This window comes from Mesorhizobium sp. WSM3224 (assembly GCF_000427725.1).
In the GTDB taxonomy this organism is placed as follows: Bacteria; Pseudomonadota; Alphaproteobacteria; order Rhizobiales; family Rhizobiaceae; genus Mesorhizobium.
The window spans coordinates 180,654-202,436 of sequence record NZ_ATYO01000010.1 but is presented as its reverse complement, the minus strand read 5'-3'; the positions used below and the strand labels follow the sequence as shown (position 1 = coordinate 202,436).

At 63.0% G+C, this 21,783-nt stretch carries 20 protein-coding genes; 13 read left to right on the top strand and 7 right to left on the bottom strand.

All coding sequences use genetic code 11. From position 1 onward, the window contains the following. Positions 1-95: 95 nt before the first annotated feature. The 6 genes from YU3_RS0119015 to YU3_RS0118990 all read right to left on the bottom strand — a co-directional run bounded on the left by YU3_RS0119015 (position 96) and on the right by YU3_RS0118990 (position 6,566). Positions 96-839, bottom strand: coding sequence for a ribonuclease activity regulator RraA (locus tag YU3_RS0119015; protein WP_027167757.1), 744 nt, complete (start codon positions 837-839; stop codon positions 96-98). Between the two features lie 22 nt (positions 840-861). After that, positions 862-2,025: a mandelate racemase/muconate lactonizing enzyme family protein gene (locus YU3_RS0119010; protein WP_027167756.1), complete on the bottom strand. Its 1,164-nt coding sequence runs from the start codon at positions 2,023-2,025 to the stop codon at positions 862-864. Between the two features lie 26 nt (positions 2,026-2,051). After that, on the bottom strand, positions 2,052-3,149 hold the full coding sequence (locus YU3_RS0119005; protein ID WP_027167755.1) for an ABC transporter ATP-binding protein: 1,098 nt from the start codon (positions 3,147-3,149) through the stop codon (positions 2,052-2,054). A 12-nt stretch (positions 3,150-3,161) separates the two neighbouring features. After that, positions 3,162-4,052 carry a carbohydrate ABC transporter permease gene (locus YU3_RS0119000; protein ID WP_027167754.1) on the bottom strand — a complete coding sequence of 297 codons (891 nt, stop codon included), beginning with the start codon at positions 4,050-4,052 and terminating at the stop codon, positions 3,162-3,164. Next, entirely contained in the window at positions 4,049-5,008 is a 960-nt protein-coding gene (locus YU3_RS0118995; RefSeq protein ID WP_027167753.1) for a sugar ABC transporter permease, read from the bottom strand. Before YU3_RS0118995 ends, YU3_RS0119000 begins: the two co-directional genes overlap by 4 nt. Positions 5,009-5,084: 76 nt before the next feature. Further along, positions 5,085-6,566 carry a sugar ABC transporter substrate-binding protein gene (locus tag YU3_RS0118990; RefSeq protein ID WP_027167752.1) on the bottom strand — a complete coding sequence of 494 codons (1,482 nt, stop codon included), beginning with the start codon at positions 6,564-6,566 and terminating at the stop codon, positions 5,085-5,087. Between the two features lie 218 nt (positions 6,567-6,784). On the opposite strand from YU3_RS0118990, the gene YU3_RS0118985 reads away from it, so the two are divergent. The 8 genes from YU3_RS0118985 (at position 6,785) to YU3_RS0118950 (ending at position 14,878) form a co-directional block, all read left to right on the top strand. Then, positions 6,785-7,495: a GntR family transcriptional regulator gene (locus YU3_RS0118985; protein ID WP_027167751.1), complete on the top strand. Its 711-nt coding sequence runs from the start codon at positions 6,785-6,787 to the stop codon at positions 7,493-7,495. 50 nt (positions 7,496-7,545) lie between these two features. After that, entirely contained in the window at positions 7,546-8,712 is a 1,167-nt protein-coding gene (locus YU3_RS0118980) for a mandelate racemase/muconate lactonizing enzyme family protein (RefSeq protein WP_027167750.1), read from the top strand. 55 nt (positions 8,713-8,767) lie between these two features. Beyond that, positions 8,768-10,126, top strand: coding sequence for a mandelate racemase/muconate lactonizing enzyme family protein (locus tag YU3_RS0118975; RefSeq protein WP_027167749.1), 1,359 nt, complete (start codon positions 8,768-8,770; stop codon positions 10,124-10,126). Between the two features lie 101 nt (positions 10,127-10,227). Beyond that, positions 10,228-10,554 (top strand): NIPSNAP family protein, encoded by a 327-nt coding sequence (locus tag YU3_RS0118970; protein WP_027167748.1) that lies wholly within the window; start codon positions 10,228-10,230, stop codon positions 10,552-10,554. 9 nt (positions 10,555-10,563) lie between these two features. Continuing rightward, the gene (locus YU3_RS0118965) at positions 10,564-11,763 is read left to right on the top strand and encodes a mandelate racemase/muconate lactonizing enzyme family protein (protein ID WP_027167747.1); all 1,200 of its coding nucleotides are present in this window, start codon (positions 10,564-10,566) and stop codon (positions 11,761-11,763) included. Positions 11,764-12,076: 313 nt separating this feature from the next. Then, positions 12,077-13,060 carry an ABC transporter substrate-binding protein gene (locus YU3_RS0118960; RefSeq protein ID WP_027167746.1) on the top strand — a complete coding sequence of 328 codons (984 nt, stop codon included), beginning with the start codon at positions 12,077-12,079 and terminating at the stop codon, positions 13,058-13,060. Between the two features lie 133 nt (positions 13,061-13,193). Beyond that, a complete protein-coding gene (locus tag YU3_RS0118955; RefSeq protein ID WP_027167745.1) occupies positions 13,194-13,997 on the top strand; it encodes an ABC transporter permease in 804 nt (267 codons plus the stop codon). A 122-nt stretch (positions 13,998-14,119) separates the two neighbouring features. Continuing rightward, positions 14,120-14,878 carry an ABC transporter ATP-binding protein gene (locus tag YU3_RS0118950; RefSeq protein ID WP_198021680.1) on the top strand — a complete coding sequence of 253 codons (759 nt, stop codon included), beginning with the start codon at positions 14,120-14,122 and terminating at the stop codon, positions 14,876-14,878. A 27-nt stretch (positions 14,879-14,905) separates the two neighbouring features. On the opposite strand, the gene YU3_RS0118945 is transcribed toward YU3_RS0118950, so the two are convergent. Further along, entirely contained in the window at positions 14,906-16,525 is a 1,620-nt protein-coding gene (locus YU3_RS0118945) for a GMC family oxidoreductase N-terminal domain-containing protein (RefSeq protein ID WP_036258872.1), read from the bottom strand. A 346-nt stretch (positions 16,526-16,871) separates the two neighbouring features. On the opposite strand from YU3_RS0118945, the gene YU3_RS0118940 reads away from it, so the two are divergent. From YU3_RS0118940 to YU3_RS0118920, 5 genes are read left to right on the top strand one after another with little or no spacing between them, the layout of a single operon-like run. After that, on the top strand, positions 16,872-18,146 hold the full coding sequence (locus tag YU3_RS0118940) for an NAD(P)/FAD-dependent oxidoreductase (RefSeq protein WP_027167742.1): 1,275 nt from the start codon (positions 16,872-16,874) through the stop codon (positions 18,144-18,146). Between the two features lie 44 nt (positions 18,147-18,190). Next, on the top strand, positions 18,191-18,607 hold the full coding sequence (locus YU3_RS0118935; RefSeq protein WP_027167741.1) for a RidA family protein: 417 nt from the start codon (positions 18,191-18,193) through the stop codon (positions 18,605-18,607). Between the two features lie 5 nt (positions 18,608-18,612). Then, positions 18,613-19,284 (top strand): DUF1028 domain-containing protein, encoded by a 672-nt coding sequence (locus YU3_RS0118930; protein ID WP_027167740.1) that lies wholly within the window; start codon positions 18,613-18,615, stop codon positions 19,282-19,284. Between the two features lie 22 nt (positions 19,285-19,306). After that, positions 19,307-20,797: an aldehyde dehydrogenase gene (locus tag YU3_RS0118925; protein WP_027167739.1), complete on the top strand. Its 1,491-nt coding sequence runs from the start codon at positions 19,307-19,309 to the stop codon at positions 20,795-20,797. A gap of 46 nt (positions 20,798-20,843) precedes the next feature. After that, on the top strand, positions 20,844-21,779 hold the full coding sequence (locus tag YU3_RS0118920) for a LysR family transcriptional regulator (RefSeq protein WP_027167738.1): 936 nt from the start codon (positions 20,844-20,846) through the stop codon (positions 21,777-21,779). The last annotated feature ends 4 nt before the right edge of the window (positions 21,780-21,783 follow it).

The following is a 21,783-nucleotide window of genomic DNA, read 5'->3' as shown; positions in this document are numbered from 1 at the left end:
CGGGTACTTGGAGCGAATGGTGTTCTATCCCGGAATTCGTCGCTCCAAGTACATCCAACGGTCCGCCGCTCGCCGCAGATGATCCACGCGCTAATTCAATTCTCGATGCGTTTTGCTTTGCGCCACTGCTCATACTCTGCGCGGGCATCGTCATGCAGCGGATAGTAGCGTTGCAAGGGTGCGCCCTGCATCAGCTTCTCTCGCGAGAACTCCTCCCAATCGTGGTGCTTCTGCGATTCTTCGATGACCTTCGGAGCCATTGAGACGGGAACCACCACCACCCCATCGTCATCGGCAACGATGATGTCACCCGGGATCACGGTGACACCGCCGCAGGCGATCGGAACGTTGACCGCGTTGGGGTAGATGCTCGTCTGCACATGATAGTTCGGCGTCCAGCCGCGCAGCCATAAGGGCAGATCGAGCTTTTCGACATTGGGCCGGTCGCGCATGCATCCATCGATGACGATGCCGGCGCCACCTCTGCCCTTGAAATAGGTCGACATCATATCGCCGAAGACACCAGAGCTCATGTCGCCGCGCGCATCGACCACCACCACGTCGCCTTGCTGCGCGTGATAGAGGACGTGCCGGTGAAGTTGCGTCTCCGGATCGGTATATTCTCCCTCGCTGAACAGGTCCGGACGTTGCGGCAGGAACTGCAGCGTCAGCGCCGGTCCAACGATCGACTTGCCGTGGTTCTGCGCCACCGGGCCGACCATGTGCGGATTGCGGAAACCCATGTGGCCCAGCGTGCCGGCAACCGTAGCGGCGCCGATCTCCCTCAGCGCGTCGATCAGGTCCTTGGGCGGCCGGGTGATGTCGGGAGTATGCGTCATGATGGACTCCGGTTGAGTGGAACTACCAGTTGGTGACAGAACCGTCTCGGCGCCCGAGGTGAGGCGCCTCCCAGAAACGGAAGCTCTGCGCCTGGACCGCCGCTTCGTTGACCTCGACGCCGAGTCCCGGCAAATCGCCGACCGGATAGTCGGTCCCGTCGAGCCGCGGCTGCATGGGGAACAGCTCCGAATTGTCGAAGCCCAGCTTCCTTTCCGGCGCCCTGGTTTCGAGCCAAGCGAAGTTGGGCACCGCGGCGGCGAGATGCACGGTCGCGGCCGTGCATACCGGACCGAGCGGATTGTGCGGCATCAAGTCCACATAATGCGCCTCGCTCCAGCCGGCGATCTTCATTGCCTCGGTGAGCCCGCCGACATTGCAGACATCGAGCCGGTTGAACTGATGGATGCCGCGTTCGATGTAGGGCAGGAACTGCCACTTGCTGGCGAATTCTTCGCCGATGGCAAAGGGGATGTCCGTCATCGTGCGCAGGGATTCGTAGGCCTCCGGCGTTTCGTCCCTTATCGGCTCCTCGAAGAAATCAAGCACGCCGCGGCCGAGCTTGCTGCAGAAGCTCGCAGCCTCCGCCACCGACAGCCGATGATGATAGTCGATGCCGAGCACGACCTCGTCGCCCAGCGCTGCGCGCGCCTTGTTCAGCATTCTGGCTGTGGCGCCGATCGACTCGCGCGGCTCGAAGATGTCCCTGCTGCTTTGCCCGGAAGGGAAGAAGCGGATCGCCTGCCATCCTTGGGTGCGCAATTCACGCGCCCGTTCGATGGCCGCATCGCCCTCGAGCTCGTCCCCGGTCGAGGCGAAGGTGGGAATGCGGTCGCGCTGCTTGCCGCCGAGCAGCTCGTAGACCGGCACCCCCAGCGCCTTGCCCTTGATGTCGTGAAGGGCGATGTCGATGGCCGAAATCGCCGCCTGCAGAACGCGCCCGCCTTCGAAATACTGGCTACGATAGAGCTCCTGCCAGATCCGGCCGATCTGCATGGCGTCGCGGCCGATGAGAAACTCGCGATAGTGCTCGATCGCGCCGGCCACGGCCTTCTCGCGGCTGCTCAAGCCGCTCTCGCCCCAGCCGAAGACGCCCTGGTCGGTCTCGACCTTGACAAGCATCTGGTTGCGCGTTCCCACCCACACCGGATAGGGCTTGATCCCGGTGATCTTAAGCCTCTCAGTCATCCAGCCACCCCACGAACCGCCCTGTCTCAGTCGGCCTTGAGGGCCATTTCCGTTTCGGCGTCGAATAGATGCATCCGCTCCTGGTCGAACTCGAGCCAGATCTGCTCGTCGGGCGCGACGGCAATGGTCGGGGATACGCTGACATTGACGATGGCGCCGGACAGGAACGCCTGCACGAAGGTGACGTCTCCGGTCGGCTCAACCGTGTAGGCCTTGGCGGGGACGCTGCCCGGCACCGCGCCCTTGTGCAGCCGGATGGTCGAGTGACGTGCGCCGAGCACGACTTTCCTGGTCGTTGCCCTTGCGACCTTCTGGGCGTTGCGCGGCGACAGCGCGAGGCTCCAGCCTTCAGCGCTTGTCAGAACCGTGTCACCGTTTGCCGCCGATGCCTCCAGCGGAATAAGGCTCATCGCCGGGCTGCCGATGAAGCCGGCGACGAACATGTTCACCGGATGGGCAAAGACCTGCGCCGGCGTATCGTATTGCTGCAGGTAGCCGCCGTTCATCACCGCCATCCTGTCGGCCATGGTCACGGCTTCGAGCTGGTCGTGCGTCACATAGATGATCGTCGCCTTGAGGTCCTGGTGGAAGCGCTTGATCTCCGAGCGCATCTGCACGCGCAGCTTGGCGTCGAGATTGGAGAGCGGCTCGTCCATCAGGAACACCGCCGGATCTCGAACGAGGGCGCGGCCGAGGGCCACGCGCTGCTGCTGACCGCCCGAAAGTTCGCGCGGCTTGCGCTCGAGCAACTGCGTCATATCGAGCACGCGGGCCGCTTCCTTGACCTTCCTGTCGATCTCGTCCCTGGGGAGCCTGCGCATCTGCAGCGGGAAAGCCAGGTTCTTGTAGACCGATTTCTGCGGGTAAAGCGCGTAGTTCTGGAAAACCATCGCGATGTCACGGTCCTTGGGGTCGAGGTCGTTGACCACGCGCTCCCCGATGACGATGTCGCCCGATGTGACCGAGGTCAGACCCGCGACGAGATTGAGCGTGGTTGTCTTGCCGCAGCCCGAAGGGCCGACGAGCGCGACGAACTCGCCGTCATTGACCGTCAGCGAAACGTCGTTGACAGCTTTGAAGCTGCCATAGGTCTTGACGAGATCTTTGAGGACCACGTGGGCCATCGGCAGCAGCTCCTAGTGCTTGACCGCGCCTTCCGTAAGGGCGCGTACGAAGTATCGTTGCAGGACGAGGAACAACACGACGACCGGCACGCTCATCATGAAGCTTGCTGCCATCAGGCCTGGAAAGTCGGTCGTGTTTTCCGAGAAGAAGCGCTGGATGCCGACCGGCAGGGTTAGCTGTTCGTTCTTGGAGAGGAAGGTGTAGGCGTAGATGTACTCGTTCCATGCGCCGATGAAGGAATAGATCGCGGTGGCGATGATGCCCGGCGTCGAGAGCGGCATCACGATCAGGATGAACGCCTGGAATCGCGTCGCGCCGTCGATGCGAGCGGCCTGTTCGAGCTGCACCGGGATGTTGTCGTAGAAGCCCTTGAGCAGCCAGATCGCCAGCGGCAGGCCGAAGGTGAGATAGGTGAGAACGAGCGAGCCATGCGTGTTCACCAGCCCGAGGGCGCGCATCAGGATGAACAGCGGCACGAGAAAGATGACCGCCGGGAACATGTTGCGCAGCAACACCGCGAAGAACAGGAAGTTCCGCCCAGGGAAGGTGAAGCGCGAAAACGCGTAGGCTGCCGGAACCGCCACGATCACCGAAAGGATCGTCGTGGCGGTCGACACGACAAGACTGTTCCAGAAAAAGCGCAGGAAGTCCTGGCCGACGCTGTTTTGCGGATCGAGCAGCTTTTGATAGCTGGAGAGGTTAGGCTGATCGGGCCACCATTGCGGCGGAAATTGCATTGCGGCGAAGCCGGACTTGATCGAGGTGAGCAGCATCCAGATCATCGGCAACGCGGTGTAAAGCAGCATGAAGGCGAGGAAGATGCGCCCGCCCCACCGCCATCCGTCGATTCGCATGCGGCGACGGGCCTGGTTTCGAGGGGCCGTCTCGGCAATCGTGCTCATGCGCTCCCATCCTTCCGCTCGTTGCCGCTCAGCGCGCGGACGTAGAAGTAGCCCAGCGTCATCAGGATGAGGAACAGAAGCACCGAATAGGCCGACGCCACCCCCCAGCGCTGCCGGCCGAAGGCGAGTTCGTAAATGTGAGTGATCCAGATATGCGATGCGTTCGACGGCCCGCCGCCGGTCATGATCCAGGGGATGATGAAGGAATTGAAGTTGGCCACCGCGAGCAGCAGGATCGTTACCGTCGAGACGTTTCTCAAATGCGGGAAGGTGACGTGCCAGAAGCGCTGCCACGCATTGGCCCCGTCGACTTTCGCGGCGCGCAGCAACTGGTCGGGGATCGTCTGCAGGCCGGCCATCATCATGATCATGGCAAACGGGAACTCGCGCCAGATATTGACGACGATCAGGGAAGGCAGCACGGTGCTGACGCTGTCGATGAAATTCGGCGGCCGGTCGGCCAATCCGAGACCGACCAGCACCGCGCCGATGACCCCGAAATCCGAATGGTAGATCCATTTCCAGATATAGGACGCGGCGACTGCGCTGATGACCCAGGGAATGATCAGGATGGCGCGCAAGATACCACGGCCGATAAAGTCGCGATGCAGCGCCAGCGCGGCGGCAAAACCCAGGACAAAGGAGATGAAAGTGGATGCCACAGTCCAGATCATGGTGTTCAAGGTGACCCGCCAGAACACCTGACTGGTCAGGATGGCCGTGTAGTTATCGATGCCGACGAAGGTCTTGTCGCGGAGCTGCAGCCCGGGCGGCGTGTTGAAGAAGGACAGCTCGATCGTGTAGTAGATCGGGTAGGCAATCACGATCAGCATCACCGCGATTGCGGGAAGCACATACGCGTAATCGGCGCGATGCTTCCAGACTTTCCGGAGCACGCCGGACCTGGCGGATCGCAATCTTCGACGAGCCTCGGCCTTGCCGGTCACGATCGTCACTGTGGCGTGCCCTTGTTTTCGGGAGGAACCGGCCGCGCTCTTGGCACAGCCGGTCGGATCGTCGGTCAGGCCCGGACTAGAGTCCGCCACCCATCAGGTCTTTCACCTTCTTGGCAGCGTCATCCGCCGCCTGGTCGACGGTCATTGCTCCGGTGAGGGCATTCTGCAGCATGTCCGGGATGATGATGTTCATGATCTCGGGAGACTGCGGCAGCGCCGGGAACGGGATGCCGTATGGCAGCATCGAGGTCGTGACGTCGAGGAACTTGATGTTGTCCAGACGTTCCTTCATCCATTTGGTCTTGAAGCCGTTGAGATTGCCGGGGTTCGAGCCGGCATAGGCCATCTTCAGCGACCATTCGGGGCTGGTCCACATGCAGATGATGGCCTTTGCAGCCGGCTCGTCCACCTTGCCGCCCTCGACATATTCGGGCTTCAGGATGTGAATGTTCGAGCCGCCGAACACGACGGCGCGCTTGCCGTCGGGGCCGGTCGGAATCAGGCCGTAGCGCATGTTGTCGATGACGGTCTGCGCCTTGTCCTTGTCGGTGCCCGTCGCCTTCTTCTGCAGATCGAGCATGACGTTGTAGTCGGACGGGTGCGAGATCATCATGCCGAGCTGGCCGGCGAGAAACAGCGGCTGGTTGTCGGCCTGCTGGTTCGTGAGTGCGGAAACCGGAACCGATTTGTCGCGAACATACATGTCGTACGAGGCTTGTAGCGCTGCCTTGCTCTGCTGGCTGTCGAGTTCGATCTGCTTGTAGGTCGGGCTCGCCGCGGTCTCATCGAAGACGCCGCCGCCATAGGCCCACAGCTGCGGCATGAAGCGGTACGGCGTGTTGCCGGCATTCTTGCGTGCCACGAGGCCGTAACCGGCAATGCCGAGCTTGTCGTGGATCTGCTTGGAATATTTTACGACGTCGTCCCAGGTTGCCGGAGCCTTGTCCGGATCGAGGCCCGCACGCTTGAAGATGTCGGCATTCCAGATGAAGGCCATCGTCTCGTTGTTGGTCGGAATGCCGTAGGTCACGCCGTCCCAGGTCACGGCTTTCATGGCGCCGGGCCAGAAATCCTCGGTCGAATAGCCTACGTCCTCGGGCTTCAGCGGCTGCAGATAGCCCTTTGAGGCGAACTCGGTGCCACCCAGGATTTGCAGGCGGACCGCCATCGGCGCGGCATTGCCAAGGAGCGCTGTGCGGAACTTGTCGAGCAGATCATTGTAGGTGAGGGCTTGTTCTTCGAGCTGGATGTTCGGATAGGTTTTGCGGAAGGTCTCGAAGAAATCCTTGTAGTACTGGCGTAGAAGGTCGGGGTCACCCTCGAACACGCCCTGATACCAGAAGGTCAGCCGCCCCTTATAGTCGAGCGGGGTGACCTTGCCGCAATCGGCCGCCGTGTCAAATTCCTGCGTGCCCGCAATAGAGCGCACATATTCCGGCGACCACTTGCTCAAGTCGACCGGCGGCGCGCCCAGCGCCGGCGCGGCCATCAACGATGCCGTTAACGCAGTTGAGACAGCGCCGCGCAGGACGGCACCGCCGAGCGTAATCCTCGTCATAGGTATCCTCCAGTTTCTCTCCCGTGCCGCTCTGCATCGAGGCAAGCGGTCCTTGCTCGTTCGACCGAGGGGATATTTCCCCGCTCTAATGTATCCCTTCGATCACTTTGTACGTTTTCAGATCACAGTTTACCTGTCAACGCGAAGAATCGTACATTGTTTTATCGATGTCGAGCGTGATATAGGGCGGAGGGTGTATTGATTTGGGGGTGCTGGCTTTGGCCGAGACGAGCGATTTTAAAGCGGAGCCACCAGCGGGGATTGACCCCATCGGAGCCTCCAGCGAGGGCGCCTCGCTTTACGAACTGATCAGGGAGGACATCATCGAAGGACGGCTAGCCGCGAACGAACGGCTTGTGGTCGCCGATCTTGCCCGGCGACACGGCACCTCGACCAACCCGGTTCGCGAGGCCCTGCAATTGTTGCGCGGGGAGGGCTTTGTTATCTTCAGCCCCAATCGCGGGGCGCGCGTGCGACCCATAGACCAGGATTTTGTCCGGGATATCTACGAGATCGGTGTCCTGATCGAACCGGCCTTGACGCGCTGGTTCGTGAACATGGCCACTCACGAGGACATCGCCGAGCTCGAACGTCTTCAGGGCCTGATCGAAGAGAACAATTTTGCCGACACGTTCAGGCACAGTGAGCTCGATACCGCCTTCCACACCGTGATGTACCAGCGGCACTATAACCGCCATGCGGCTGAGCTCTGGTGGAAGCATCGCGAGGTGTTGAGGGCGGTCAGCCGGCGGTTCAGTTTCACGCTTGCCAGACGCGCCGCGATCATTCGCGAGCACCGCGAGCTCATCGCGCATGTAAAGGCCGGAGAAGCCGACAAGGCGGCCGAACTCATTTCCCGCCATGTCGAGGGTTCCGGCCGGCATGTGCTCGAACACATGCGTGCGCGCATTGCGGCTCGAGCCGGATAGCCGATCCGCAACATCATCATCCTGGCCATTTCACAAAAAGGGTAGTTGAGATGAAGATCACGAGCATTCGGCCATGGCTGATCAAGTCCGATGCGTCTTATTGGGGCGAGTACCTGTTCGTCGAAGTGGCAACCGACGAGGGGGTGAGTGGCTGGGGGGAGATCACCACCACCACAAAGCTCGCCAACCGCGCTCTCTGCACCATCCTGCGGCAGATCGGCATCGCCGTGACAGGCGAGGATCCGGCCCGGATCGAATATCTCTGGCACAAGATTTTCCGCAGCTTCACCTATATGGGCAGCCGGGGCGCTGCCGTCGAATGCGTGAGCGCCATCGACATAGCCCTTTGGGACATCCGGGGCAAAGTCCTCGGCAAGCCGATCTACGAGCTGCTGGGCGGACCGGTGCGCGATGAGATCGCGCTCTACACCCATCCCAACCAGGCCAAGTTCACCAGCAAGGACGCTGTGGTCCGCGAAATCCGGGACATCGTCGAGTCCGGGCACACTGGGCTCAAGTTCGATCCTTTTCCCCACCAGGGCCGCAGCCTCGACGGCGTGTCCCGCGAACAGCGGGACGGCTACCTCGACGGCAGCATGACCCGCAAGGACGAACGCGAAGCAGCCGAGCTCACGGCCCTGATCCGCGAAACGGCGGGGCCCGACGTCGACATCCTCATCGATGCGCATGGCCGCTTCGACGTTCCCACCGCCATTCGCCTCTGCCGGAGCCTCGAGGAAGCCGGCAAGATCGACTGGTTCGAGGAGCCCTGTCCGCCCGAGAGCCTCAACGCGCTCAAGCAGGTGCGTGAGAAGGTTAGCGCCGCCATCTCGTGGGGGGAGCGCGGCCACACCAAGTGGGATTTCGTGCCTGTGCTGGAGAGCAAGCTCGCCGACTACATCATGCCCGACGTCACCTGGACCGGTGGCATCACCGAGCTCAAGAAGATTTCCGCCCTGTGCGAAGCCTATTATGTGCCGGTCTCGCCGCATGACGCCGCCGGACCGATCAACGTGGTCGCGGGAGCGCAGGTGATGATGACGGTTCCCAACTTCTACAAGCTCGAGACGTCGGAATGGAACCTGGGCAAATACGATCACCTCATCGACACCCCGCTCGACGTCGCGAATGGCAGCCTCAGGCTGACGTCGAAGCCGGGTCTCGGTGTCGAGATGAACAGCGACTACCTGCAGGCTCACGAGATCGAGCTGGGCTAGCAGCGCTCAATGCCGGCGGGGGCTTAAAATCTCATCGACCAAAACGAGGACAGTCATGCCAAAGACGGGTGGAGCCGATGAGGCCCTCAATCGTGTGAACACGAATTCCAAGCCGTCCGATCTCCGCATCACCGACATGCGGGTGGCCGAAATCGTCGGGGCGCCGTTCACCTCGGCGCTGCTCAAGATTTACACCAACCAGGGCATCGTCGGACTTGGCGAGGTACGCGACGGCGCCAGCGCTACCTACGCGCTGATGCTGAAGAGCCGTTTGCTTGGGGAGAACCCTTGCGACATCGACCGCCTGTTTCGCCGGATCAAGCAATTCGGTGGGCACGGCCGGCAAGGCGGCGGCGTCTCGGCGGTCGAGATCGCGTTGTGGGATCTTGCCGGCAAGGCCTATGGCGTTCCGATCTACCAGATGCTCGGCGGCAGGTTTCGCGAAAAGGTGCGCGTCTATTGCGATACCGACGCCGAAAGACCGAGCGGGACCGAGACCGGCAAGCGCCTCAAGGAACGCATGGACCGCGGCTTCACTTTCCTGAAGATGGACCTGGGCTTGATGCAGATCGCCCATGTCCCGGGCGCGGTGGTCGCGCCCGCCGGTGTGCTCGAAGGATTTTACGCCAATCCACGCGGCCGCGGTGGCTCGTTAGAGGAGCGCAAGGCACGCAATCTCGCCTACGACGCGCAGAACGTGCAGCACCCGTTCACAGGCCTGCATTTCACCGAAAGGGGGATAGACCTGCTCGAGCAGTATATCCACGAGGTTCGCGAGGTTATCGGCTACGAGATCCCTTTAGCCATCGATCATGTCGGCCACATCTCGCTGCAGGACGGCATCCGCCTCGCCCGGCGCATCGAAAAATACGTCCCCGCCTGGCTCGAGGATGTGATTCCCTGGCAGTACACCGAGCAATACCGACAGCTGCAGCAAGCGACCTCAGTGCCGATCTGCACCGGCGAGGACATCTACCTCAAGGAGGGTTTCGAGCCCTTGCTCAGGCGCGGCGGCCTCTCCGTTATTCACCCGGACCTGCTCACCAGCGGCGGCATCCTGGAAACCAAGAAGATCGGCGACATGGCGCAGGATGACGGCGTCGCGATGGCGATCCATATGGCTGAAAGTCCGATCGCCGCGATGGCAGCCGCGCATGTCGCAACCGCGACCGAAAACTTCATGGCGCTCGAATACCACTCCGCCGATGTCGACTGGTGGGACGACATCGTCACCGGTCTTCCCAAGCCGCTGGTGCAGGACGGCTTCATCACCGTTCCGGACAGACCGGGGCTGGGCATAGACGATGTGGTCGACGAGGTGATCAGCCAGCATCTGCAGCCCGGTGTCACGGGGATATGGCAATCCACCGAGCATTGGGACAATGAATATAGCTGGGACCGGACCTGGAGTTAGCCCAGCCCTTGCCCTCATTCCCCCAGGCTCACAGAGCCACCGACCGACCATTCGTGTCGACCTCTCTCAAGGGAGAGGCGAAGAAAGAAACGGACGAAACCATGATCTACGAACTGCGTATCTATGACTGCCTGCCGGGCAGGCTGCCGGCTTTGCTCAAGCGCTTTTCCGACCAAACGCTGGCCATCTGGGAGAGGCATGGCATCCGCCAAGCCGGGTTTTTCACCACGGCGATCGGCGAAAACAGCAATCGCCTCACCTATTTCCTCGCCTGGGAATCGCTGGCCGAGCGTGAGGCGAAATGGGGGGCTTTCGTCACCGATCCGGCATGGCACAGGGCCCGGGACGAGTCTGAGCGCGACGGGCAGATCATTGCCAATATCAGCAGCCAGATGCTCACGCCGACAGCTTTCTCGTCTGTGAAATAGGACTGCGCCATGAAGATCACCGACCTGCGCTGCGCCGTCATCGGCAAGCACCCGATCGTCCGCGTCGTCACCGACGAGGGCCTCTATGGCCTGGGCGAAGTCGAGTTCACCAAGACCTATCTCAAGCCCTTTGTGTTGCACTTCCGTGAAGCGTTGATCGGTGAAGACCCGACCGATGTCGAGCGCGTGATGCTGAAGATCCGCCAGCGCGGCTCCTTCAAGCCCTATGGCGCGGCGGTGAGCGCCATCGAGCATGCGCTGTGGGACATTGCCGGCAAGGCCGCCGGTGTGCCTGTCTACAAGCTGCTCGGCGGTAAGGTGCGCGACAAGGTGCGCGTCTACAACGGCTCGATCCGCCGGAAGCGCACGGGCGACCGGCCTGAGGATTATGCCGCCGACGTCAAATGGATGATGGAGCAGCCGCAGAACTTCTTCATGGTCAAGCAAGGCATCTCGTTCCACTCCAACATGAAGGACACCGTCGAGGGCTTCCATTACGGCGTGACGCAGAAGAAGGCCGGCTATCACGGCGCCATGGATCAGGGCATGATCAGCGAGCGCGGTTTCAATCACATGCTCGACTGCGTGATCGCGATGAAGGAGGTGCTGGGCGACAGGGTCAGCCTGGCGCTCGACTGCGGTCCGGGCTGGATGCTGCCCGATGCGATCAAGTTCGCCCGCGCGGTCGAGAAGTACAATTTGATGTGGCTCGAGGACATGCTGACCGGCGACTATGTGCCATGGGTCAATCCGCAGGCCTACCGGGAACTGACCACCTCAACCTCGACGCCGATCCACACCGGCGAGCAGATCTACCTGCGGCATAATTTCAAGGAATTGATCGAGACGCAGGCTGTGCGCGTCATCGGCCCCGATCCTGCCGATATCGGCGGCATTGCAGAGCTCAAATGGGTGGCCGAGCACGCCTACATGCACTCGATCCTGATGGCCCCGCACGGCACCGCGAACGGCCTGCTCGGCCTCGGCGCGCTGATCAATGTCTGCGCTACCTTGCCCGCCAACTACGTCGCCTTCGAATATCCGAGCGCCTCCGACCCGTGGTGGGAAGACCTTGTGATCGGCCTGCCGGCCCAGATCGTGAAGGACAGCATGGTGGATCTGCTGGAAGCGCCGGGGCTGGGCCTCGATATCGATGCCGAGGCGGCTCGGAAGTATCTCCGGGAAGAGGACGCGGGCTTCTTCGACTGAACCATCCTCCAGCCGGGGGAAGGCCGGCGCTTGGCACGGCGCACCTGGCCGACGATCTTGGCCATCCTCACCAAAGGCATCGCCGCAAAGTCGATGACGCTGACGGCGCCGGGCCGCCGCTTCGGTTTCGGCGAAGCAAAAGACAGAAAAAGACTTCTTTTGGCGATCCGGCCCGGATGCTCTCCTGCGGGCCTAGAACACGCAAGGTTCGCCTGGGAGGCGACGCATAACAAGAGAGCGGCTGCCGAAACACCGCTTGGCATAGGCCACTTGACTGGGCCGATGCCAGCAACAGCCATGGGGAACCACGACAATGAAGACATTCCGAAATTGCCTGATGACCGCGGTCAGCGCAGGCCTGCTGGGCCTGGGACTTGCCGCTCCGGCCAATGCCGGCGCCATTCGCCTCGGCATGACCACCTGGGTGGGCTATGGGCCGCTGTTCCTTGCCCGCGACCTCGGTTACTTCAAGGAGGCCGGCCTCGATGTCGACCTGAAGGTCATCGAAGAATCTGCGCTTTACATGGCAGCGGTGGCCGGCGGCGACCTCGACGGCGCCGCCTCCACCGTCGACGAGCTGATGAAATACCGCTCGGACGAGCTTTGCTTCAAATACGTCCTGGCGCTCGACGACAGCCATGGCGGCGACGGCGTCGTCACGCAGGCCGACGTCGCGTCGCTCAAGGATTTGAAGGGCCAGCAGGTGGCCCTGAACGAGGGCTCGATTTCCGAATTCTGGTTCAACGTGCTCCTGAAGAAGGAAGGTATGACCGAGGACGACGTCACCATCACCAACATGACCGCCGATGACGCCGCGACGGCCTTCATCGCCGGCCAGGTTCCCGCCGCCGTGACCTGGGAGCCGCACCTCACCGAAGTCCGCAAAGGCGGAAAGGGCAAGGTGCTGATCGATTCCACCGCCACCCCTGGCCTGATCGTGGATGTGATCGCGCTTAAATGCGATCTGATCGAGAAGCATCCGGAAGACGTGAAGGCCCTCGTCAAGGGCTATTACAAGGCGGTCGAATACATCAAGACCAATCCGGACAAGGCCTACGAGATCATGGCCAAGGGCATCGGCGGTTATCTCGAGAAGCCCGAGGATTTCGCGGCCGGCGCCAAGGGCGTGCGTTACTACGACCGTGCCCGCAACCTAGAATTCTTCGGGGCGCCGCAGAAGAGCGAAGCCTCGGACCTGGTGAACTTCGCGCAGGACGTCTGGGGCAAGGCAGGCAAGCTCAAGATGACGATCGACGCGAAAACCATCCTCGACACCGATTTTATCAAGGAACAGTGAGACCTTCGAGATCAAACGGGCCGGCGCGTACGGGCCGGCCCCGTTCCCCGAAAACCAGAGTTGGTCGGCCTCTCGGGGCCGCCCGGTTTTCTCGAAAGCCAGCGTTTCGCGCTTAATCAACGGAGGCCATCTTATGGCACAGAGGCGGACGGCGTGGACACGCCTGACGACCCCATTCGCCAACATCCCCGCCGGCACGGCAACGGCGCTCGCACTGGCGATGTGGGTAGTCGTGATTGGCGGCTGGGCCCTTCTGTCCTATGGCCGTGTCGTGCCGAACATGTTCCTGCCAACGCCCGGAACGGTGCTGCAGACGACCTATCGAATGTCCCTGGACGGCAGCCTTTTCTACCACACGCTGACCAGCGCCAAGGTGGTGCTTCTCGGCTTCATCGTATCCTCGCTGATCGCGGTGCCGCTGGGATTGTGGATGGGCACCTACCGGGTGGTGCAAGCGCCGCTGGAGCCGCTGGTCAACTTTATCCGCTATCTGCCCGTGACCTCCTTCGTGCCCCTGTTCATCCTTTGGATCGGCATCGGCATCGAGCAGCGCATAGCGGTCATCTTCTTCGGCACCTTCTTCCAGCAGCTCGTGATGATCTCCGATTGCGCGCGCAGCGTATCCAGGGACCTCGTCAACGCCTCCTACACGTTGGGCACCAAGCGCAGCGAAGCCGTGTGGCATGTCATCTTTCCCGCGGCACTTCCCGCGATCCTCGACACGCTTCGCGTCACCATGGGCTGGGCCTGGACATATCTGGTGGTGGCGGAACTCGTCGCGGCGTCGAGCGGCCTGGGCTATATCGGCCTGAAGGCGATGCGCGGCTTCCAGGTCGATGTGATCTTTATGGCGATCGCCGCGATCGGGCTTCTCGGCCTCATCACCGACACGGCATTCCGCATCATCCGGGCAAGGGTCGCGCCATGGGCACCTTGATCTTGAACGCATCCCCGCAAACCGCAGCCGGACCAAAGGTAACAATGACCGAAACCATCAAGGCGAACAATGCGGCCGGCACGGCCGCTGCGGCCGGCGATCCGCGTTCGGCCGGCACCACGATGGCCGTCGAAGACGTGACGCTGCGCTACGGCGATGCCAACGGCGTGCTGGCGCTGGACGATGTGTCGCTGAAAGTGGCCAAGAATGAATTCTGCGTCATCGTCGGTCCTTCGGGATGCGGCAAATCTAGCCTGCTCTATCTCGCCGCCGGCCTCAATGACGCGACCTGGGGCAGCATCAAGGTCGACGGCAGGGAAGTGATCGAGCCCGGTCCCGACAGGGGCATGGTGTTCCAGAGCTACACCTTGTTTCCGTGGCTCACGGTGCGCGCCAACATCGAGTACGGGCCCAAGCGCAAGGGCTTGCCCGCACAACAGCGCAAGCAGATCGTCGACCAGTATCTCAACGAGGTCGGCCTCGCGCCCTTTGCGGACCACTACCCGGCGCAGCTCTCCGGCGGCATGAAGCAGCGCGTGGCGATCGCGCGCGCCCTTGCCAATGACCCGGCCGTTCTCCTGATGGACGAGCCTTTCGGCGCGCTCGACAGCCAGACGCGCGGCACCATGCAGAAGCTGCTCTTGCGCGTCTGGGAGCGGCAGCAGAAGACGGTGCTCTTCGTCACCCACGATATCGACGAGGCGCTGGTGCTCGGCGATCGTGTTCTGGTGATGACGGCCCGGCCCGGCAAGATCAAGGCCGAGATCAAGGTAGACATCCCGCGGCCGCGTTCGATGGACGTGATCCTCGAGCCGGACTTCATCGCGCTCAAGCGCCGCATCCTCGGCCTGCTGCACGACGAGATCGACGAGGATCACTGAGAGCGCCTGATCGCGGCAGCGGCGTCTCTACCTTTCGCCGTTGTGCGCCGCGGCGAGGATCATCTCCGAAGCCTTCTGCCCGATCATCATGCTAGGCGCGTTGGTGTTGCCGCCGATCAGCTTCGGCATGACCGACGCATCCGCGACCCGAAGCCCATCCACGCCGCGCACCTTGAGCGTTGCCGGATCGACGACCGCCATCGCGTCCGTTCCCATCTTGCAGGTTCCCACCGGGTGATAGACGGTCAGCGCTTCGGCGCGCAGATAGGCGAGGATTTCGTCGTCGCTGCTGACATCCTTGCCCGGAAGCATCTCCTTGCCCCGCACCTCGTCGAACTCGGGCGAGGCAAAAATCTGGCGTGCGATCTTGATGCCTTCGACCAGCACCATGGCGTCGTCCTCATGCGTGAAGAAGCGGTGGTCGATCAGGACGTCCCGGCGCGTGCTGTCGCGCGACAGCCTGATCTCGCCGACGCTTTTCGGCCGGAGCACGCAGGTGTGGATGGCGTAGCCATGGCCATATTCGATCAATCTGCCGCGATGGCTGCGATAGCCCGGCACGAAGTGGAACTGGATGTCGGGAAGGCCGTTCGCGTGCCTGGTCTTCGCGAAGCCGCCGGCTTCGACATAGTTGGTGGTTAGCATGCCCTTGCGACGCGCGAAATACTGGAAGGGCGCCGCCGTGATACGAGGCAGGTTGGCGATCGACAGGCCGAGCGTCCTGGTGCTCCTGGAGCGCACGGTGATCATGCCGTCGACATGGTCCTGCAGGTTCCTGCCGACGCCCGGCAGGTCGAGAACCGGCGTGATGCCGGTCTGCTGGAGCTCGCCTGCGGGCCCGATGCCGGAGGCCATCAGGATCTTGGGAGAATTGATGGCGCCGGCCGAAAGAACGATCTCGCGGCTGGCCGAGAGTATCTTCTGCTGGCCCTCATGCCGCACGCGTATTCCTGTGGCGCGCCCCTCGGCAATGACAAGGTCGATCACCTCGCATTCGCTGAGCAGCGTCAGGTTCTTGCGGTCGAGCACCGGACGCATGAAGGCGCTGAAGCTGCTGAAGCGCTGTCCCCGGTCTTGCGTGACGTTGTAGATCCCGAGGCCGAACTGGCTCTCGGCATTGAAGTCCGTGTTGGCGGGCAGGCCGGCATTTTTCCCGGCTTTGACGTACATGCCGGAAAGCACGTTCGGATCGCGCGGATTGTCAACCAGCAGCTCGCCGCCGGTGCCGTGATAGCGCGGATCCTGGGCGATCAGATTCCGCTCCAGTTTCTTGAACACGGGCAGCACGTCGCGATAAGCCCAGCCGGCGCAGCCGAGCCCGGCCCACTCGTCATAGTCCTCGGCGGCGCCGCGAATATAGACCATCGAGTTGATCGAACTCGATCCGCCCAACGCCTTGCCGCGGTTGACCGGAATCCTGCGGTTGTTGAGACGGGGCTGCGGCACGCCGACGAAACAATAATCGTAGTTCGGGTTGCCGTAGAGCGACAGGATGCCCGCCGGCACCTTGACCCGCAGGCTGTTGTCGCTGCCGCCGGCCTCTATCAAGCATACCCTGACCGATAGATCGGCGCTCAGCCGATTGGCCACCACGCAACCGGCCGAGCCGGCCCCCACGACGATGTAGTCAAAGCTTTCAGTCTTCATGCCCAGCCCCTCGAAAATGCCGGCGTCGGAGGCATGGCGGAACCGCGAAGGCGCATCCCTGTTCCGGAACCGTCCCGTGCCGACACATGTCCGGCTTCGCCACCACCTCATGCGCTGTCGATCCGACCGCCGGGACTCTAGGTGCGTCCGTCGGTGCGAGAAATTCGGAAATGGTTACGCGTGACTTCGGAGATTCGTTATGGGCGCCCGCCCGCACGTGCTGCTACTTGTGGGCGCCAACGGAGAAGCGATCGGATGGCGTAGCCTGGCTCCCATCCATCAACTGCCCGAGATCGTTTTCATCCCGCGCAGCGGAAGCTGCCGGATGGTCAGAGAAGGACTGAGCATGTCGGTTGAGAAGATAGACACGCTTGTCGTTGGCGGCGGCCAGGCGGGAGTGGCTATGAGCGAGCACCTGGGCAAATGCGGGGTGCCTCATCTTGTCCTCGAACGCGGCCGGATTGCTGAGCGCTGGCGCTCGCAGCGCTGGGACTCCCTGGTCGCCAACGGCCCGGCCTGGCATGACCGGTTTCCGGGCATGGAGTTTCCGGTCACGGGTCCCGACGGCTTTCCCTCAAAGGAGGAGGTCGCCGACTATTTCGTCGCCTACGCAAAGCAGATCAATGCGCCGATCCGCTGCGGCGTCGAGGTCAAGCTTGCGCAGAGAAATGCCGGCCGGCCCGGGTTTCGCGTCGAGACGTCGGAAGGCGTGATCGAAGCCAACAGCATCGTCGCCGCGACCGGACCTTTCCAGGTCCCCGTCATTCCGCCGGTGGTCCCGAAGGACGCAGGCATCCAGCAAATCCATTCCAGCGCGTATCGCAATCCCGATCAGTTGCCGAAAGGCGCGGTGCTGGTGGTGGGCGCGGGATCGTCAGGCGTGCAGATCGCCGATGAGCTGCAACGCGCCGGCAAGCGCGTCTACCTCTCGGTCGGCCCGCATGATCGCCCGCCGCGTGCCTATCGCGGCCGCGACTTCTGCTGGTGGCTGGGCGTTCTCGGCAAATGGGACCTGGAAACCCCGGGACCCGGCACGGAACACGTCACGATCGCGGTGAGCGGGGCGCGCGGCGGCGAAACGATCGATTTCCGTCGGCTGGCCGCGCAGGGGCTTACGCTGGTCGGCATGACCAAGACCTACCAGGACGGCGTGATGACCTTCGCGTCGGACCTTGCGAAGAACATTGCCCGCGGCGACGCCAGCCTGATGTCGCTGCTTGACGAAGCCGACGCCTATGTCGCGCGCAACGGCCTCGACCTTCCGGAAGAGCCCGCGGCCCGTCGGATCGATCCGGATCCGGAATGCGTGACCAATCCGATCCGCGAACTCGATCTGACCGGGGCCGGAGTAGCGGCGATCGTATGGGCGACCGGCTTTGCCGTCGATTATAGCTGGCTGAAGGTCGACGCCTTCGACGAGAAGGGCCGGCCAAGGCACCAGCGCGGCGTCTCGACCGAGCCCGGGATCTATTTCCTGGGGCTGCCCTGGCAGTCGCGCAGGGGGTCGAGTTTCATCTGGGGCGTCTGGCATGATGCCAAGCACGTTGCCGACCGCATTTCGACGCAGCGAAAATATCTCGCCTATCACGCAGCCGCGAAGCGCGAGCCAGTGGACGCCTGACCAGAGCTGACCACAGCTACGAGCCCGACCATATGGAGACCAAGATGGCGCATACGCGAATTCGCACCTTCAACACCAAGGACACCTATCCCGAACAGAAGCTCGACAACGATCTCTGCCAGGCGGTGGTCACGCGCGGTGGTCGCACGGTCTATCTGCGCGGCCAGTGTCCGCAGGATCTCGATACCGCCAAGAACATCGACAGCCACGATCCGGTCGAGCAGACCCACAAGGTCATGCAGAACATCAGGCAGCTCATCGAGGAATGCGGCGGCACGATGGAGCATCTGGTGAAGGTGGTGGTCTACCTGACCGATGTCCGCCATCGCGAAGCCGTCTACCGGACGATGGGCGAATACATCAAGGGCGTCCATCCGGTTTCGACCGGCGTGGTCGTGTCGGCCCTAGCGCGGCCGGAATGGCTGGTCGAGATCGACGGCACCGCCGTGATTCCGGACTGACCGCCATGACCTTCTCCATTGTCGCTCGGTGCAAGCGCACAGGCATGTTCGGGGTGGCGGTATCGTCATCGTCTCCCGCGGTCGCGGCCCGCTGCGCCTATGCGCAGGCAGGCGTCGGCGCGGTCGCCAGCCAGAACGTCACCGACCCGACGCTCGGGTCGCGGGCATTGGAGCTGATGGCGCGGGGGGCCTCCGCTGCTGAAACCGTCGCGATCCTGAAGCGCACGGCCTTCAGCGAATACCGGCAGGTCCTAGCGGTCGACGCGGCCGGCGGCAGCGCGATCCATTCCGGGCCGAAAGCGCTCGGCATCTGGGCCGAGGCGCGCGGCGAGGACGTCGCCTGCGGCGGCAACCTGCTTGCCAATGACAAGGTTCCGCAGGCCATGGTCGACGCGTTCCTCGCGTCCGAAGGCGATCTTGGCGACCGGCTGATCCTCACGATGCGCGCCGCGCTTTATGCAGGCGGGGAGGCGGGGCCTGTCCGCTCGGCTGGCATGAAGCTGGTGCGCGATGTGTCATGGCCCGTCGCCGACCTGCGTTGCGACTGGACTGAGGCGTGTCCCATCGAGCAACTGGCAACGCTGTGGGAGATCTACAAGCCCCAGCTCGACGCCTACGTCACCCGCGCCCTCAACCCGTCCGATGCGCCAAGCTATGGCGTTCCGGGTGACGAGTAGCCCCCGACAATCCGGAGCCAGCATGAGCGAACTCAGCCGTAAGGAATGGGTCGGCAAGGCGTCCGCGATCCGCTTTCGCGACAAGGCGTTCATCGACGGCAAGGCGGTGCCCGCGCGCTCCGGCCGGACTTTCGCCAGCATCAATCCGGCCACGGGAGTGACGCTCGCCGAGGTCGCCTCTTGCGGGGAAGAGGACATCGACCTTGCCGTCGCCGCGGCGCGACGCAGCTTCGAAGCCGGCGTCTGGTCGCGAACAAACCCTCAGCACCGCAAGGAGGTGCTGCTGCGGCTGGCGGAACTGCTGAGAGCGAACCTGCAGGAGCTCGCGCTGCTGGAATCGCTCGATATGGGCAAGCTGGTCAAGGACGCGGCCACAATCGACGTGCCGGGCTCGGCTGCGATCTTCCAGTGGTATGCCGAGGCGATCGACAAGCTCTATGACGAAGTGGCGCCGACGGGTCAGGGCGACCTCGCGCTGGTGCGGCGCGAGCCGCTCGGGGTCGTGGGCGCCGTGGTGCCGTGGAATTTCCCGCTCGACATGGCGACCTGGAAATGCGCGCCCGCGCTTGCGGCGGGCAATTCCGTGGTGCTGAAGCCGGCCGAGCAATCGCCTTTCTCGGCGCTCAGGCTGGCGGAACTCGCCATGGAGGCGGGCTTGCCCGCCGGCGTGCTCAATGTGGTGCCGGGCCTCGGTGAGACCGCCGGCCAGGCGCTCGGCCGCCATATGGATGTCGATTGCCTCGCCTTCACCGGCTCGACCGCCGTCGGCAAGATGTTCCTGCAATATTCCGGCCAGTCGAACATGAAGCAGGTCTGGCTGGAGACCGGCGGAAAGAGCCCCAACCTGGTGTTCGCCGATTGCGCCGACCTGGAAGCGGCCGCCGATATGGCGGCCTTCGGCATCTTCTTCAACCAGGGCCAGGTGTGCTCGGCCAATTCACGGCTTCTGGTCGAGCGCAGCGTCAAGGATGCGCTGGTCGAGAAACTGGCGGAGCGCGCGGCGGCGACGCAACCCGGCGACCCGCTCGACCCGGCATCGAGGATGGGCGCGATGGTGGACGCGCGGCATGCTGCAACGGTGATGCGTTTCATCGATGGCGGCAAGAAATCGGCCCGGCTGGTGACCGGCGGCGGCCGGGTCGCCGTCGACGGACGCGGCAGCTTCCTGCAGCCCACGATCTTTGACAATGTCGCACCGGACGACCCGCTTGCGCGCGACGAGATTTTCGGTCCGGTGCTGTCGGTCATCGCCTTCGACACCGAGGACGAGGCGCTCCGGATCGCCAATGACAGCGTCTACGGCCTGGCGGCATCGCTTTGGACCGACAGCCTGTCGCGAGCGCACCGCATCGCGGAGCGGCTTCGGGTCGGCACCGTTTCCGTGAACACTGTCGATGCGCTGAGCCCAATGACGCCTTTCGGCGGGTTCAAGCAATCCGGCTTCGGACGCGACCTGTCGCTGCACGCGCTCGACAAATACACCGCGCTGAAGACGACCTGGATCAAGTATTGAGGACCGCGACTTGATTGCCGCGACCAAACGGGCATCATAGCCGCCCATGCCGCTTCGCTTCACGCTCAGACAACTCGAATATTTCGTCGCGGTCGGCGAAGCGGGCTCGATCGCCAAGGCGGCGGAGCAGGTGAATGTCTCGCCGCCGTCGATCTCGGCGTCGATCGCCCAGCTCGAAGCGGAGTTCGGCGTCCAGCTCTTCGTGCGCAAGCACTCGCACGCCCTTGCGCTGACGGCGGGCGGGCGCCTGTTCCTGAAGGAAGCCGCGCGCCTGCTCAACGATGCGGACGCGCTGCACGACATTGCCGGCGATATCGCGGAAAAGGTGCGCGGACCGCTGGCGATCGGCTGCCTGCTCACTTTCGCGCAGATCGTGCTGCCGGCGTTGCGCCGGAAATTCGAGGATGCCTATCCGGACGTGCGCGTCCGGCAGTTCGAGCGCAACCAGGGGCAATTGTTCGAGATGCTGCAGCGTGGCGAAATTGATGCCGCGCTGACCTACGATCTCGAATTGTCGCAGGACATGACCTTCGAGCCGCTGATGCAGTTGCCGGCCTATGTGATGCTGCCGGCTGCGCATCGCCTGGCGGGACGGGCGGGCATCACGCCCGAGGAACTGGTCGATGAGCCGATGGTGCTGCTCGACCTTCCCTATAGCCGCGAATATTTCCTCTCGGCTTTCCAGCCTAGGGGCTTGCGGCCCAAAATCGCCGAGCGCACCGGCGACATCGCCGTGATGCGCTCGATGGTCGCCAATGGCTTCGGCTACGGGATCGCCAATATGCGGCCGCTCAACACGATGTCGCCCGACGGCAAATTGCTGGTCTTCGTGCCGCTGGTGGGCGACCTCAGGCCGCTGACGATGGGAATAGCGCTGCCAAACGCCGAGCACCGCACGCTGACGGTGCAGGCCTTCATCGACCACTGCCGCCGCTTCGTGGTCGAGCAAGGCGTCTTCGGCACCGAACGCATCGTCAAATGAGGAC